The 16,243-nt window shown below is 48.1% G+C and carries 10 protein-coding genes; 2 read left to right on the forward strand and 8 right to left on the reverse strand.

Going from position 1 to position 16,243, the window contains the following annotated elements; translation table 11 throughout:
* Nucleotides 1-153: 153 nt before the first annotated feature.
* The 3 genes from CLM72_RS21260 to CLM72_RS21270 are packed head-to-tail and all read right to left on the reverse strand — an operon-like array spanning nucleotide 154 to nucleotide 3,317.
* Complete coding sequence (locus tag CLM72_RS21260) at nucleotides 154-1,125, reverse strand: ExeA family protein (protein WP_105227991.1); 972 nt, start codon at nucleotides 1,123-1,125, stop codon at nucleotides 154-156.
* Nucleotides 1,115-2,752, reverse strand: a complete 1,638-nt coding sequence (locus CLM72_RS21265) for a DDE-type integrase/transposase/recombinase (RefSeq protein ID WP_218275519.1) — start codon at nucleotides 2,750-2,752, stop codon at nucleotides 1,115-1,117. Before CLM72_RS21265 ends, CLM72_RS21260 begins: the two co-directional genes overlap by 11 nt.
* Nucleotides 2,753-2,756: 4 nt before the next feature.
* Nucleotides 2,757-3,317, reverse strand: a complete 561-nt coding sequence (locus CLM72_RS21270) for a recombinase family protein (protein ID WP_095031005.1) — start codon at nucleotides 3,315-3,317, stop codon at nucleotides 2,757-2,759.
* Nucleotides 3,318-3,629: 312 nt separating this feature from the next.
* On the opposite strand from CLM72_RS21270, the gene CLM72_RS21275 reads away from it, so the two are divergent.
* The gene (locus CLM72_RS21275; RefSeq protein ID WP_105226939.1) at nucleotides 3,630-4,721 is read left to right on the forward strand and encodes an IS630 family transposase; all 1,092 of its coding nucleotides are present in this window, start codon (nucleotides 3,630-3,632) and stop codon (nucleotides 4,719-4,721) included.
* 1,240 nt (nucleotides 4,722-5,961) lie between these two features.
* Nucleotides 5,962-6,486 carry a hypothetical protein gene (locus CLM72_RS21280; protein ID WP_105227995.1) on the forward strand — a complete coding sequence of 175 codons (525 nt, stop codon included), beginning with the start codon at nucleotides 5,962-5,964 and terminating at the stop codon, nucleotides 6,484-6,486.
* A gap of 48 nt (nucleotides 6,487-6,534) precedes the next feature.
* Here CLM72_RS21280 and hisS read toward each other — a convergent pair whose 3' ends face one another.
* From hisS to CLM72_RS21305, 5 genes are all read right to left on the reverse strand, one after another.
* Nucleotides 6,535-7,809: a histidine--tRNA ligase gene (hisS, locus tag CLM72_RS21285; RefSeq protein ID WP_105227998.1), complete on the reverse strand. Its 1,275-nt coding sequence runs from the start codon at nucleotides 7,807-7,809 to the stop codon at nucleotides 6,535-6,537.
* The gene (locus CLM72_RS21290; RefSeq protein WP_105228000.1) at nucleotides 7,809-8,159 is read right to left on the reverse strand and encodes a DUF1330 domain-containing protein; all 351 of its coding nucleotides are present in this window, start codon (nucleotides 8,157-8,159) and stop codon (nucleotides 7,809-7,811) included. Before CLM72_RS21290 ends, hisS begins: the two co-directional genes overlap by 1 nt.
* A 71-nt stretch (nucleotides 8,160-8,230) precedes the next feature.
* Complete coding sequence (locus CLM72_RS21295; protein WP_105228002.1) at nucleotides 8,231-8,908, reverse strand: RraA family protein; 678 nt, start codon at nucleotides 8,906-8,908, stop codon at nucleotides 8,231-8,233.
* A 46-nt stretch (nucleotides 8,909-8,954) separates the two neighbouring features.
* Complete coding sequence (locus tag CLM72_RS21300) at nucleotides 8,955-11,591, reverse strand: amino acid adenylation domain-containing protein (protein ID WP_105228004.1); 2,637 nt, start codon at nucleotides 11,589-11,591, stop codon at nucleotides 8,955-8,957.
* Nucleotides 11,592-11,629: 38 nt separating this feature from the next.
* On the reverse strand, nucleotides 11,630-16,189 hold the full coding sequence (locus tag CLM72_RS21305; RefSeq protein ID WP_105228006.1) for a non-ribosomal peptide synthetase: 4,560 nt from the start codon (nucleotides 16,187-16,189) through the stop codon (nucleotides 11,630-11,632).
* Between the last annotated feature and the right edge of the window lie 54 nt (nucleotides 16,190-16,243).

The raw sequence follows: 16,243 nt of genomic DNA on the forward strand, positions 1-16,243 counted from the left end.
CGCATTAAGCGGCATTTCTGGCTCACATTAGCTGCAACCAACCAAAGGTTCCGGCTCACATTAATTGCAAATGGGCTTGCATTCGACGACGCGGGCTCGCGTTTCATTGCGACGGGCTCACGTTATCTGCAAATGACCAGCGGTGGTTTGGGATCACAGAGGAATGCCGGCCGCGAGCATCTTGTCGCGCAGCTCAGTCGCCCGTTCGAGATCCAGGGTGTTATTGAACAACGCCTTGAACTCATGCGGCTTGGCGCTGAATTGCTCCACCAAGTCCTTCATGCGATAACCATTGCGCGTCAACGTGGGCTCCAGGTCATCGATATGTCGTGAGAGTACCGACTCGACGACATCCACCGACACAGGCCGCTCGCCGGTCTGGTATCCAGCCTCTAAGGCCAGCGTGAGGTGAAGTTGCACTTGCAGCGGTGTCCGCAGCTTGCTCGCGAGCAGGTCGATGGCAGCGTCCGTCAGGATTGACTCGCTGGCGTCTTCCGCTCCAGTGCAGGTACGTAATAACCACTCGATATACTCGCGCTGTGCCCCAGTAATGCCGTCCAGCGAGAACACATCGGTACGGGCGCCGATTTCCTCCATGTTGTCCTTGCGCAGGTCATTGCGCAGTTTAGGGTGGCCTGCAAGCACTACCGAAAGCAGTCCATCCACGTCTTCGGCCAGTTCCATCAGACGTTTCAAGCCAGTGAGGGTGTGCCCATTCAAGTCATGCGCCTCATCGACGAACATGACGATGGGCTTCTTACCCTTTAAAATCATTTCTTGAAGCTGTCGGTCTCGGCGCTCGATCTTCTTGGGAATTTGCACCTGCTTTTCGGACGATAAGTCGTAATAAAGAGCCTCGATCAACGTGGCCAGCTTGATGTTGTGCTTATCCACGGCGACAGATTTGGAGACGATCACTTTTTTGTCGTCTTGCAGCATCTTGGTCAACCGGCGTAGCAGCACGGTCTTGCCGCTGCCGATCACACCACAGATTGCGACCAAACGACCTTCCTGCACCGCTCCACGAACGTCCTTTATCAGATCCTTGTGGTGTTCAGTCTCATAGTAGCCAGCCTGCTTGAACGGCACCGTCAACCCGAAATGCTGCATCACTTCAGCCCGCATGTTGAGCTCCTTTTTTGTGTCGGAAATATTCGCGCACGCGCTCCAGAACGACCCGGCGCATAAGCGTTTCGGCCAGCACCTGATCGATGAATACTTTGTCTTCAGCCACAAGCTTGGCCAGCGGTTTGGCCAATTCGTCAGCGATGGCCAACTTGGCAGCAATCACTGTCGGATAGTGGTATTCGTGGGCATGCGGGTCGAACGGCTGACGTGGAATGTCCGCCGCGGACATGGGAGCATCAGACAAGTGCACGTCGGTGCCAGATAGTGCCGCAATCGGCAATCCAAGCCGGTCGGCCAGTAAACGGATGCGGTCTGCGCGCTCATCCGCCTTGGTTCGTTTGAATGCCCGATACCGGCGCAGCGGAATAGGACCGTCTACAGGATAATAGGGGCCGAAGCGCTCGCCTTCATATTCGGCGTACAACTCATCGTCGAACAGGCCCCACAACAAAATCGCATGGTCTCCGGCCATGCCGGGCTCAAGCTCATACTGTGTACCATCAATGGTAATACGCGCATCGATGCCAACCTTGCGCCGTTCCGGCTCGCGTGCAAATCGACAAAACTGCTCCCAGGTACACATCTCGCGCAGGCCATCATCTGGCAGCATAGTGAGCCAGTCCGCCATGCGGGTGCGCGACTCTGAACGATGGCGCTGCTGATTGTAGGTGTGCACCAGATAGTGCGACAGCCATTCGTTCGCCTGCTGCTCAGTTTCCGGCTTGTGAAAGTGGTACAGCGTCTCATGCGCCTCCTTAACCGTACGAAACGGACGTTCGACCTTTCCCTTGGATCGAGCCGTTGTTCGCGTACCGTCCTTGCCGGCAGGCAGGTGCGTCTGCCATTCAATCGCGAGCGCTTGCATCACATTCTGGAACACGCGAGATTTAGCGACAGGGCCATTGTCGAGATAGATCATCTTTGGTCGGCCCTGGAATGGATTCTCGGCGTCGGCCTTTACCGCCATGGCATTGAACAGAAAACGCAATGCTGTTTCTGCATCCTCGCCGTAGATGCAGTGGTACTCCTGGTAAGCAGTACCACTGCGGTCATCGACCACACTGAAAATCGCCAGTGTAGGCTCGCCCTTACTGGGGTCGATCCAGTTTGGCTTGTCGATGCGCTTGAGATCGGACGGAGAGATATCGAACTGCCAGCAATCGTTGCTGTGCTCCGCCTGGAAACGCACCGCAGCTGGTTCTCGCGTCAAATGCGCATGATCCAAGTGCCAACGATCCAGATAGCGATTGACGGTCGGCTTGGTCAACAGCCCCTTGGGAGCCTTTATTAAGCCTTGCTTCGTCTCAACACCGAAATCCTCCAGCAGCTTGATTGCGTTGGCTGTAGAGAGATGGCGCTTGTTCTTGTTGGTGGTGCGCAGTTTCAAAGCCGCGACCAGATCGCAATAGCGCTCTAGCTCGGCTTTTGGGAGTTTGCGTGGTTTGCCGTGGTCAGCGCGGTGTACTGCGTGCGGTTTGTTGAAAGCATGCAATGCACGGTAGACCGTGGTAGACGACATGCCGTATAGCTCGGCAACGGCCTGCACCTGTCTGGCGCGCTCAGGACTTTTGCGTGGCAAAAGATCCAATCGCTGCCGCAACTGCAACAGCGAGTCGACAGGAATGGAATTACGCTTGGTGTCCATGCTGAGCTAACACTCGATACACTGAGGCACGACCGACGCCAAGCCGTCGAGCAATCTCTGTCGCGCCTAGTTTCTCTTCAGCCCGCAAGCGTTGAACCTCCAGAGGGTCAATGGACGGTTTACGGCCCCGGTAAACGCCACGAGCTTTAGCGTCAGCAATCCCCTCAAGTTGGCGCTCACGTCGCAAATTGGTTTCAAACTCTGCAAAAACGCCCAGCATGTCCAGGAAGGCTTTCCCCGCCGCGCTGAGCGTATCGATTGGCTGCTCAGTCGCCTTGAGACTGACTCCCCGCTCTTTTAGCGTGTAAACGATGTCTTGAAGATCTTTGATGCTGCGTGCAAGGCGGTCAATGCGTGTAACCACTAGCGTATCGCCAGGGCGTAGGAAATCGAGCAGCGTTTGAAGCTCCGTTCGACCCACTCGGCTTGCCCCGCTTCCTTTTTCGGAACGAACCACGTCACAACCCGCTTCGCGCAAGGTTTTTTCTTGCAGCACAAAATCTTGGTCGCTGCTGGAGACTCGGGCGTATCCGTAAAGTGCCATGGGCGAGGTTTGTCTCATTAGGCTTTAGACGTTGTAAAACTAGCATACCAAAAACGAAAGACAACCCTATTGAGACGAGAAAACTGTCTCAAACGAGAGTCTCGTATGGGTATACCTAAAAAATACATTTGCTCGATCAAAACATAGAAAATCGGCAATCTCCTACATATCAAAGATGTAAATACCTACATCTCAATTAATTTTTATTATTTTATTTCTTTTTGTTACGAGCTAGTGTCCTGAGCGGTTAGTTCGACTATCAATCGGAGGGGCGGTAAACTGATGGCCCACCGTCATGGACTGATTGTACAAATGGCCCGTCCCGCTGCTCCCTTTGCTTTAACACCTTCCGACCTCGTCACCCTGCAAGGCTGGTTGCGGATGGGGTCATTGGCGCAGAACCTCGCACAACGCGCCAGAATATTGCTTCTCTTGGCGGATGGGCTCACACCCAATACCGTTGCTGAGCAGATGCAAGTATCGGCATCCGTGATCTTTAAATGGCGCAAGCGCTATCAGGAGGCAGGGCTTGAGGGATTGAACGATTTGCCGCGTAGCGGCCAGCCGCGCAAGCTCAGTGCTGCAAAATTCAACGACATCCTGACGTTAACAACTCAGCGTGTCCCTCGTGAGGCAACACACTGGAGTGTTCGCCTGATGGCCAAATATGCGCAGGTCAGCACGTGGCAGGTTCGACAAGTCTGGGCCGCTTCCGACCTCAAGCCGCACCGGCTGAAGACCTTCAAAATCAGTAACGATCCTCTCTTTGCCGACAAGGTGGTCGATGTGGTCGGGCTCTACCTGAACCCGCCGGATAACGCGCTGGTGCTGTCGGTTGACGAGAAAACCCAGATCCAAGCACTGGATCGCACACAGCCGATGTTGCCGCTACGTCCGGGGCAGATCGAGCGTCGAACCCACGATTACAAACGCCACGGGACGGCGAGTCTGTACGCGGCTTTTGACATTTTGACGGGCAAGGTGATCGGGCGGATTACCCAGCGTCATCGGGCCAAGGAGTTTTTGGCTTTCCTGCAACAGATCGACCGCAGCACACCGGCCGAACTGGATCTGCATGTGATCCTGGACAACAGTTCGACTCACAAGACTCTCGCGATCAAGCAGTGGTTGGAGAAGCATCCACGCTTCAAGCTGCACTTCACGCCGACCAGCGCCTCTTGGCTGAACGCCGTGGAAGGCTGGTTCGCTCAACTGGAGCGGCGAGCCCTGTATCGGGGTGTTTTTACCAGCGTCGCGGAGCTGAAAACGGGCATTCGTCAATTCATCGAAGCCCACAATGAGCACTCAGCAAAACCATTCAAGTGGAACAAAACGGCTGAAACCATCATCAGCTCGGTGCATAAAGCAAAGCTGGGTGCGATTAAAAATAGATTTTTGAATTAACCGCTCAGGACACTAGGGACGGTATGCGCGGTAGATCTAGAATCTATGCACTGATCGAAAGCCCATAAAGTCGAGCTGGTGAATATCACGAGTCAGTGGCTGTGTAAGGCGCTTAATATTACCCGCTGACGCTACTACGCCAAGAACCTGTCCGATGTTAAAGGCTTTGATTGAGCAGTCGAATCGATGAGTTTTTCTCGCAAAGTCGTCGCGCTAAGGGTAGCCGCAGAATTTTGTCATTGATGCGTGAGAGGAGTGAACAGCTTGGACGGTTCAGTGTACGTAGCATGGTAAGAAAACGGCACCCATGCCTACAAACGAGCAACAGTCGGAAGAACTTTAACCGTGAGTTGCCGTGCCAGCCCTGAATCAAGCCTGCTACCGCGACATCATCTATCTATAGATCTATATCTGGGCGCAAGCAAAGTGGCATTACCTAGCCATCTATTAGTTCTCCGCAACATAGAATCGTTGGCTGGGCACCGTTAAAAAAACCGGAGGCCGAACTCGTGATCAATGCAGTGGACATTGGTTATTAGCAGCGTAGCAGACCTTAAGATCTACTATTTCACTCAGATCAGGGGGCAATACACAAGGCGATTATTTCGGCAGGGGTTATGGCGAGATCGCGTTCAACAAAGCATGAGTCGACGATGAAACTGCTAGGAAAGTACGACAGCAGAGCTTGCATTAGTAGTCTCAAAACAGAATTAATACCAACATTGGGTGATCGAACTGCGCTGGAGACACAATGTATATCAGCCATTTTTGATGCACCGGTACAACTGGAACGGCATCACCAACTCAACGGTGGATCGGCGCCAGCTCGGGCCGTGGAAAAACTTAACGTTGCGTCCGGCATTTGCTGACCATCCCATATCAACGCTGAGACTCGTATCCGCCAGACTACTGATACCTGCCATTGCCCATAGATCCTTCCTTTGCTTAAACGTTGATAAACCCACCAAAAAAATCGCGCGATAGCCTCAACCACGGCTGCGCAACCACCGACACAGATGCTATCCGCAAATTTCACCTCGCTACCCACGTCGTAGCTGAACGAAGCTATCACCAGCGTGAAGAGGTGAAGACTTGAGAGACTGGCTAATTAAGGCGCGACGTCAAAAAACTGGATTCGTTGGATGGCAATATGGAAGTCAAAAATAAATTGTTACAAGACTTTACAGAGCGCTGAGCTTTTGTTAAAAACAAAATGTAACCACCTTGAAAGGAGTCAAGCATGAACGCCGATAGTTTGAACGCGATTGAAGTGATCCATACACTTGGCCCGGCAGGGACAAACTGTGAAAAAGCAGCTAACGAATGGTATAAGCGGCAAGGAAGAACTGGTGAGGTTAAGCTTTATCAAACATTGGAAAAAGCATTGGAACAAATGCCAAAAAACCCCAGTCACGCGTTACTGGGCTGTATCGTTTATCCGGAACTACACACACTCGTATTCTCAAATCTGAAAACACTAACACTGTCTGATTGCTTTATTATGCATACCTTTAATATGGTGTTAGCTGCCCGTAACGAGGGACCTGTCAGTTCAGTCGCGACCCACCCCGCTCCACAGTTACTTGTATCGACCGACTATAAAAAAAGCATTGTCACCAGCAACTCCGAAGCGGCAATACAGTGCGCCAACGGATTAGTAGACGCTTGCATTACAACCCTACCCTCCGCAAAAAATAACAACTTGCATATAAAAGAAGACTTTGGTGAAGTACCAATGGGTTTCTCTATTCATACTGTGAAATAATGGATAGCCTCATGCTTTCGGAGCTACAGAAAGAATGAGGCTTACACTTCAAACCTTATCAAATTCTACAACGCGCTGCTGATACCCTGTCTCAGTCGGATAATAAAATGCCCGATAACCCTCGGCGTATAGGTTTTCTAACTGGCGATGATGGTTTTTTAGCTTCCGCAGCACATTCACCACGGCGTAATCTTTTTCGATCTGTACGGCTAATCCATAAGCGAATGAGGATTGAGCATCCTCTTCAACGAAAATAATAGCTCGATCGCCTTGGCTCGCCTCCACCAACTTCTCAAGTTCCAAAACCTCGCACAACCGCTCAAATCCGATTGAAAAACCGCAAGCAGCTACGTCACGCCCGAGCAATCGACCGATGACACCATCATAACGACCACCGCCGGCTATAGAGAATGGAAACTCCTTATAAGTAATTTCAAATATTTGCCCAGTGTAATAACCCATCCCCCTTATAAGAGAAGGATCAAATATAATTTCATAGTTACCCTGCGACAATGAACGAACCGTATCCATTACGACATCCAAATCTTCAATTAGTGCGATCACACCCGCTGGAGTTGAACCTTTGAAAATCGAAGTAACACCCTGAGGAGTTTCAACTCCTTCATTGAGAAAATCAATCAATCGTTGAACTGCTTCAGCCGAATACCCGTTGAGTTCAGAGCGCACACCCTCGATACCAATCTTGTCCTGTTTATCCAAGGCAATCATAATACCGGAGAAATCGCGGTCAAAAAAACCACACTCTACCAATAAAGCTTCAATTAGTTTTCGGTTATTGATACGGATAACAAAATCTTTAAGGCCAACACTACTCAAACATTTAGCAGTTGTCCTAATAAGATCAACTTCTGCATTAATTGATGGCTCCCCAATCACATCTATATCACATTGTATGAACTGACGATAGCGGCCTCGCTGAGGTCGTTCCGCGCGCCATACGGGCCCCACCTGTACAGATTTGAAAGGCATCGGCAATTGTGAAATGTTATTTGCATAAAAACGCGAAAGCGGGATAGTCAAATCAAAACGTAAACCATATTCAGCAATATCCGACTCCTCTCGAGCACCGGCAATATCCAGCTTTTCGCCACGCTTCATGACCTTGAAAATTAGTTTTTCATTCTCGCCGCCCTGGCCGGCCAGCAATAGATCAAGACTTTCAAGCACTGGAGTTTCTATCCGCCGAAAACCACATGCCTGATAAGCGCTTAATATTTTCTGGAGCACCGTATCACGAAATTCCGTAGCGGCGGGAAGCATATCCCTCGTTCCGCGTACAGCATTGACATTAACTTTTTTCATTAATCACCTTTTTCCTTCAACCCACCCGGGACAATAGCTGCAAGGCTGTGGTCATAACCGTTGAGAATAAAAAAATGGGTAGCCGCTGATTTCCGTCGAAAATTGGCAGCCTCCTGATACTCCGGAGATTCGTAAAAATCTTTCGCAACCTTATAAGACTCGAACTCAAGGAGCACAATACGCGCGGGATCGCTTCCGCCCTCATGAATCGTATAATCCGTGCCCCTCGATAAAAACGTTCCCCGAAATTTTTCCACTGCATGCGGAGTGCGTGCTACGTACTGCTTGAAGACTTCTGGATCATCCACACTGATAATTGCCAGCACGTACCCCTTATTAATTTTTTCCATACGCAACCCCCCCATAAACCTTAATGATATCGTCGGCTGAAAACCAAATTTATTTATTTATGATCATCATTTTATAATCGACCTAGATCATGAACAACATCCCAAAGTACCTCACCCGCTGAAACTCTATCGAATATTATCTTTTCTTTCTGTTCGATCTCAAAAGCTCTGGTCAGTACGTCAGTTATTAACTCTTGCGGCACAACCACACATCCTGATGCGTCCGCGACTATTAGGTCACCCGTTTTAATTGTTATGCCTGAAATGTTGCACGTCGTTCCGGCCTCAGACACCTTGAAGTTACCTTGGGTGTCTGCAGGCGTAAAATTGGTTGCCCAAACCGGAATACTCAATTGCTTGATAACATGTGCATCCCTGATCGCCCCCCCCAAGATGATACCCTCGAATCCCCTCAAATTGAAGTCCGCAGCACTGAATCCGCCAGCCAGCGCCAGTTCCGTCAAAACACCATTATCTACCCCTCCGACATAAATCTTGCCTCGCCCACTTTTAACTTCGGGGGCCAGAAAATGTTTGACGTCATTCCAGGTAGAGGGTTGCGCAGCCATAATATCTCTTGGTTTGCGAACTGGCGCCCAGCGCACCGTATAGGCAATACCAAACACGGGCCCCGTGAAATCATTCATGGGAATAATCCTTGAATCAAGGACCCCCCACACACCAAAAGTGTCTAATACATCAGCCAATGTTGGCGTGTGTAGATTTTGCATGCGTGGATCATTAATCATAGGTGGCTCCCTTAACGACGATACACAAGTTTACAAAAAAGGTTCACTACTGAGTGTCGCCTAATGAAAGATTTAGATCTTCAATAAATTGCTCAGCGAATGTTGCCAAATCCTCACCTTGCATTACGGAATAATGATCGCCTGGCACGATACTCACTCGCAACGGACTGTCGCAAAGCGCTTGAAGATGTCTCATTCGCTCAGGGAAAGAGAATGTTGAACGGCTATTCTGCGCAGCATAGAAAGATAAACTCGAGACCGAATTACTTGGTTGATATCTGCAAAGTGCTATCCAATTAGCAATATAAAGACGGCGAAGGACATCAACATCAATTTCGAGTTGGTTAACTACCGAAGACTGAGCTGACATATGCTCTTCGAATGAGGACATAACTGCCCGATAATTCGTGTGTTGCGTTAAATCAGTGGATGAAAGATCAATCAAATCATTTTCAATAGACTGCCATTCAGCTTGAGCAACAACAAAGTGCGAGTCGACTAGCCCTAGAAATACTACATCATGTCCTTGGGCTTCAAGTAATGTGGTCATATGAAAGGCAATGACGCCTCCCATGGACCAACCGCCCAGCCGGTACGGCCCATTAGGTTGTACACTTATTAACTCATTCACATACGATTGGGCTAATTTCTCCAAAGTTATGAACGACGGAATTGTCCCGCCGGTTAATTCTGGTCGTTGAAAGCCCAACACGGTCCATTCAGGTGGTAACTTTTCAATCAAGTATCGGTAGCAAGTAACCTCTCCACCCGCAGGATGAACTAGCACTAGAATACTATCCGAGTGCCCTTGTTTCAGCATGATCGGCGCGAAGATAGAAGCATGATCATCGCTTGCTAACGGCGGCTCAATCATTGAGTGAGATACAGACTGAAGGCCCTGTTCGATCTCACGTTGAAGATAAGAAGCCATGTCAGCCAGACGTGTGTACTGAAACAACATGTCAATCGGCACAGTCACATGAAGATCACGTTTGATATGTCCAGCTAGCTTGATCACCAGCAGTGAATGACCACCCAACAAAAAAAAGTCATCATCCGGAGCAATCTCTTCTATTAGCAAAAGCTTACGCCAGATTGCTAATAATTGCTGTTGAGTTTCAAAGCCTTCGCCTCGGTTACCGATGGAGGGTAGGGTCATTTTCTGTAAAAGTAATGTTCGGTCGACCTTAGTATTTATCGTAAGAGGAAACTCCTCCAAATAGACGAAGACCGCTGGCACCATGTATGCAGGAAGCTGCTTGAGCAGCGCACGCCTTAGAAACGAATCATCAAGGGAGGCTCCATCCGTGGTAACAATAAAGGCAACAAGATACTGAGTCTCTTGATCGACAACTTTGACGCCAACAACTACATCATTGACACCGGGAACTTGGCTCAATTTCGCTTCTATTTCTGTAGACTCAATTCGAAATCCACGGATTTTTAACTGCTCATCGTTACGGCCCATGAATTCAATCTGACCATCTGGCAGATAACGAGCGAGATCGCCGGTCTTGTACATCCGGGCCCGCGGCATCGGACTGAAAGGATCAGGCAAAAAATGGCTGGCCGTTAAAATTGGTTTATTGAGGTATCCATGTGCAACACCGTTACCACCAATATACAAATCGCCCGTTTGGCCGATGCTGACAGGTTCGAGAAAATCATCGAGGATAAAGGCAGTCGCCCCACTGATGGCTAGCCCTATCGGAATACTGCTGGCGGACAGATCGACTGCATGCACCTCATAGCCCGTAGAAAATGTGGTGCATTCAGTTGGCCCATACATATACATCAATCGCTTCGGGGGCTCGCTGTTGATTATCAAATTTATAAACTTTTGGTCAACTTTCTCTCCGCCGAATAATAATGTTTCCAAGCCTTTGAAGGCGGCTGGATTATACGCAGCCACTTGTGAAACAACCGCAGATGTTAACACCGCATGGGTAATACGATGCATAGCAAGGTGAGAAGGAAGCGTATTCGGATCATAGGCTGCGGTACCCTTTATAATGATCAAGCACGCACCGTTCAAGAGCGCCCCCCACAACTCAAATGTGGTAGCATCAAAAGAACTGTTGGACAGTTGAGCCATTCTCGACGATGAAGTTATGTCTGAGTAATAATCAGAAGAGATCAAATTTATTATATTCCCGTGGGTCACTGCGACCCCTTTAGGGTCGCCAGTTGAACCAGAGGTATACATAACATAAGCCAAACTCGATGCCCCAGCCCTATGTAAAAGTTCGGGTGTAAAACCACCATTTAAAATAAGGTAAGGACTGTCTAGGTCAAGCACTGCATCTGTAAGCTGTCTAGCTTTTATGCGGTGTTTACACTGCGTAATCAATACCGCACTATTAGAATCTTGAAACATGTACCGCACGCGTTCAATTGGATAGTCCGGATCTAGCGGTACGTAGCTAGCACCCAGCCGAACAGTGGCAAGAATAGCCACAATTAATTGATCAGATCGGTCGAGATATATACCAACTCGATCACCTTGATTAACTCCAAATGAGCGAGATAGCTCAGAAGCTAGAGCATCAGCCCGCTCTCTAAGTTCGGAATATGTCAACGTGATACCGTCATGAATCACGGCCGGATGCGAAGGGAATTTTTCGACCACTGCGTCGTACAACTTGCCCAACGAATAACGCTGACTATCCTGATAATGCTCCATACAATCTCCTTATGTTAAATCGAATAAAAGTATGCACGCTACTCAGATAACTTAACTAACTCACTGGGCGTTGACGCATCGTTCAAAATTTGATCTACCGAAAAATTTGCGTTGATCAATGTTACTAGTACATGCTGAAACTTTTGAATCAACGACTGAATTGTTGATGATAAAAATAAACTTTTCTTATATTCCACATAGCCATGCAGTCTCCCTGCTGACATAAAGGTATTGAAGACGAGATCGAACCTAGCCACGTCTCCACCCTGATAGGAAACTTCAACATCAAGATCAGCTATGTGACTAATTTCGGGCTCCCTGCTCTGAAAGCCAAACATGGTTTGACTTAGCGGAGAGCATCCTGGTAACCGAACTGGGTTCAGCGCCTGAACTAATACATTGAACGGCAGATCCGCGTTATCAAATGCACTGGACACATTCGACATGATTAATTTGAAATACTGTTCATACGTCATACCTTCATCAACGACAGTGCGCAGAAGGATAGTATTGACGTACAACCCGATCGACTCCTCGAACTCTTCACGTGTTCGGTTTGTTACAGGTGTTCCAACCAAAATATCCCGATCACCTGTCCATTGGCTAAGCAGAATATTGAACGCTGCGTAGAGCAACATAAACATCGTCAGTTGCTTCTCTTTGCAGACTTTTTGCAACGGTATAACTAACTCCACTGGCAATTCAAACGTTTCAATCATCCCGTGATAAGCGGCGCTTTGGGGCCGCTTAAAATCCAATGGCATATTTAATCCGGGCGATACGTTCTTTAGATGTTTCTTCCAAAATGCTAATTGCGTGGAGGACTCTCCACTGTCGATCCAGCGCCGTTGCCATAATGCGAAATCAGCATATTGCGCCCCAGGATTGAGTGAAGTGGGCTGGCTACCGCTCCCGTAGGCCTCGTAACTGTCGCGCAATTGAGTGAGAAATAGTTGTGTAGAAAGTCCGTCGAATATCATGTGATGAAGATTAACTACTAAAATATGACGCTCATCACTATGTCTTATCAAGTGCAAACGGAAGAGCGGAACATCCGATAATATAAAAGGCTTCTTCGCCTCACGCTCAATCAAACTTGACGTCTCTAGCGCTCTCTCTTCAGCACACAGATGTTCCATCGAGCTGACCTTCATGGGTATTTCAAAAGGCTCTGCTATATGTTGCACCAGTTGATCATCGACCATACGTATAGCTGTACGTAAAATTTCATGTCGCTTCGACAAGGCAGAAAAACAGGCACGTAGTCGCTGAACGTCCAGCTCGCCATCAAATTTAAGTATAAGTGGTATATTGTAAGAAGCCACTCCCGGAGTTAGTTGTTCCAGCAACCAAAGCCGCTCTTGTGCGAAAGAAAGTGGGATCATTTCTGATTGCGTAGCAGATCTCAAATTCACTTCCTCAGCCCCTCCCCCCTCGGAAAACTGCTCCAAGTAAGCACCTATATGCTGAAGCGTACGGAGGCTGAATATTTGGGCGATAGGTAACTTTATCTTAAAAGTCTTTAAGACATGGTTGGCTAATTTTATTGCCAGCAGCGAGTGTCCGCCCAGATCAAAAAAGTCGCCATCCAGATGGACATTATCGAGACATAAAATCATTCGCCAGATAACCGCGAGATTTTCGGTTATTCCAGACATCTGAGCCGGCTCGTATCTAACAATTTGAGTATCCTGTCGCCTCGAAAGTAAAATTCTGTCCGTCTTGTTACTAATATTCAGCGGCATAGATTCTAATGTAAAAATCAGACTGGGGACCATATAGCTGGGTAGCCAAAGCAGCAGTTGACTTCTGACAGATACACTATCGAGAACGTTAGCTTTTGTGAGAACTATGTAGGCCACTATTCTGTCGACGCCCAAATAGTTTTTAATGATAACAGCTACATCTTTTATCCCTTCAATATTCCTTAGCGCAACTTCGACCTCGCCCAACTCGATTCGATATCCTCTTATTTTCACCTGCAGATCATTTCGCCCGACATATTCAATACTTTCATCCTTGTGGAATCTGACTAGGTCACCGGTTTGATAGAGACGAGAGCCTGGAACTGAAGAGAACGGATTCGGTAAGAAGCGGCTAGCCGTCAATCCGGGCCGCCTTTGGTACCCGTAGCTCAAAGCCGTCCCTGCTATATAGAGCTCGCCAATGGCGCCAATCGGAAGAGAGTTCAAATCCTCGTCCAGACAATACAGCTGCGCGTTTGCCGTCGACCGGCCAATAGAAGGCTTTTGCCCTTGTTCGATCCGGCTGAAACAGCAATGCACGGTCGCTTCGGTTGGCCCGTAAACGTTAAACGCTTTGAGACTTTGAATATGTGACAGCCTTTCCCATAATCCATGGTCGATTCGCTCACCCCCTAATATCAACGTCGACGGTAAACTGGAGCTCAATGCAGTCGCCTCCATGACGTCTAAATAAGCAGAGCAAGTCGACGGGGTGAGGTTGAGTACATCCAATTGATACTCGGCTGTAAATTCGGCTAATAGCTGGATATTAGCGCGAACTAGTTCGGGAATGATGCAGTTGGTGGCTCCCTGGCACATGAAGAGCAACTGGCGCACAGACGCATCGAACGCAGGTGAAGCCAATGACGCCATTCGCGATCCCGCGATTGGTATTCTGTCCAATAGGGTTGATAATCCAGCGGAGAAACTCATAACCTGCTGATGGCTGACTATTACGCCCTTCGGCTGACCAGTGGAACCAGAGGTATAGATGCAATACGCAACCTGCGCCGGAGCTACATCGATATCCGGTTGACCATACACTCTACATAGTGCGAATAAGTCCTCATCGCCTAATATTAGTTTCGGTGTATCGATATCTACCAAAGCCTGCAGATGCGATTGTTGAGTCACGATCAGCCTTGGGCAGGAATCCAGTAGGATAAATGCGAGTCTATCAATCGGTAAATTTATATCGATAGGCAGGTATCCACCACCGGCTTTCATTATAGCCAACTGGCAGAGCGAAACTTCGGGAGTCGACTCCAGATAAAAAGCAACTAAGTCACCAGGCTGCACTCCACTGTTGATCAATCGTCGAGCAATCAAATTGGAGCCATTATCCAACTGAGCGAAACTTATCTCGCGGTTGTTGTACAACAATGCCGGTTGCTCTGGCCAGCGAAGAGCAGTATGGGTAAATAATCCATGAACAGTCGTCTCACTATCGTACTCTTTTTGCTCAAAAGAGGCGACGGCGGGATTCTGAGAAAACAATCCGGCTGAGGCTACTCCAATAGGCAGCTCTGGGCATTCTATAAATTTTGACAGCATCGAAAAAAAATCAAACCCAATCTTATCCACAAATCGCTCGGTAAATAAACCGGAATTATATTCTAACCACATCCTGTGTTTACCATCACGCACAAAGATGCTGAAATTCAAATTATTAAGATGAGCTGCTCGGGTATGATATTCAGGAGATACACTTACAGTCTCAGAAACTATTCGCTCAGGTTCTGTTTGATAGACCATCATTGCATTATAAAAAGGCGATTGCCCATCAGTTCGGGTAGGGCACAACCTCTCAACCAATTGATCAAATGGAAAGTCTTGATTCGAATAGGCCGCCATCACTTGTTTCCTTACTTCATCAACAAGTGTTAGAAACGAAATATCGCCGCGCATCACCACGCGAATAACCAACGTATTGATAAAGCACCCTATGACGTCCTCGTATTCTTCCCGATTCCTATTGGCGACCGGAGTACCGATACAAATATCCTTTTCACCTGTATACCTATAAAGAATAATGAAGAACGTTGTAAGCAAGACCATAAAGTTGGTAACTTTATACTGCCGACTAAACAGTGTTACTATTTCCATTAGCCCTATGGGGAACTCAACTTCAATAGTCCTTCCCATAGGACCTCTGTTTGCCTCGCCGTGGATATCGGTAGGTAAGTTTAACGTCTGAGGAGCCGACTGAAGTCTATCTCGCCAAAAATTAAGCTGTTTTTGCGCTTCAGTACCATTCAACCAGGCACGTTGCTGCAAAGCAAATTCTGAATATTGAAAAGCCGATGTATGGCGGATCACCGAACTACTGCTTATATAACCTTGGTAATAATCCATCAATTCGCTGACCAACAGATTGCCCGACCAGCCATCGAACACCACGTGATGAACATTGATTAGTAACTTAAATTTCGTATCTGAATATTTAAGCACTACGGTTCGGAACAAAGGGGGGTGCGCTAGATTAAATGCGGTGTCAACTTCTCTTTGGATTATGCTTTCCCCTGCCGGCTCCCTGTCCTGTGCAGAAAAAGCTGACAAGTCATGAAATAGCACGTTTACAGAAAAAGCTTTATAAACTAATTGAATTGGCTTATCCAAATCAAATTCAATTGCAGTGCGCAAGACTTCATGACGCTTAACAATATCGTCCAAAGCGCATTGTAAGGCCTGCCTATCTAGCTGACCACGGAAGGTTAATATGAGCGGTATATTAGATGAGCAATCCGAGGGATTCAGCATATGTGAAAATATAAAACGATCTTGACTGAATGAGGTCAATGTTCTTCTTTGTACGGTGTCGAATTCTCGCCGCTTACGAATTTCATGCGTCATCAGAGTGCTCCTTCACTATTCAAGTACCGTAGACTTTATCGTTTTAACTTCCAA

Origin of the sequence: Pseudomonas sp. MYb193, assembly GCF_002966775.1 — a bacterium.
In the GTDB taxonomy this organism is placed as follows: Bacteria; Pseudomonadota; Gammaproteobacteria; order Pseudomonadales; family Pseudomonadaceae; genus Aquipseudomonas; species Aquipseudomonas paracarnis.

Coding starts and splice junctions, on each gene's coding strand:
- CLM72_RS21280 (WP_105227995.1), top strand. CDS start 5,962: ATGAACGCCGATAGTTTGAACGCGATTGAAGTGATCCATACACTTGGC.
- CLM72_RS21295 (WP_105228002.1), bottom strand. CDS start 8,908: ATGATTAATGATCCACGCATGCAAAATCTACACACGCCAACATTGGCT.
- CLM72_RS21260 (WP_105227991.1), bottom strand. CDS start 1,125: ATGCGGGCTGAAGTGATGCAGCATTTCGGGTTGACGGTGCCGTTCAAG.
- CLM72_RS21270 (WP_095031005.1), bottom strand. CDS start 3,317: ATGGCACTTTACGGATACGCCCGAGTCTCCAGCAGCGACCAAGATTTT.
- hisS (WP_105227998.1), bottom strand. CDS start 7,809: ATGAAAAAAGTTAATGTCAATGCTGTACGCGGAACGAGGGATATGCTT.
- CLM72_RS21305 (WP_105228006.1), bottom strand. CDS start 16,189: ATGACGCATGAAATTCGTAAGCGGCGAGAATTCGACACCGTACAAAGA.
- CLM72_RS21290 (WP_105228000.1), bottom strand. CDS start 8,159: ATGGAAAAAATTAATAAGGGGTACGTGCTGGCAATTATCAGTGTGGAT.
- CLM72_RS21300 (WP_105228004.1), bottom strand. CDS start 11,591: ATGGAGCATTATCAGGATAGTCAGCGTTATTCGTTGGGCAAGTTGTAC.
- CLM72_RS21275 (WP_105226939.1), top strand. CDS start 3,630: ATGGCCCGTCCCGCTGCTCCCTTTGCTTTAACACCTTCCGACCTCGTC.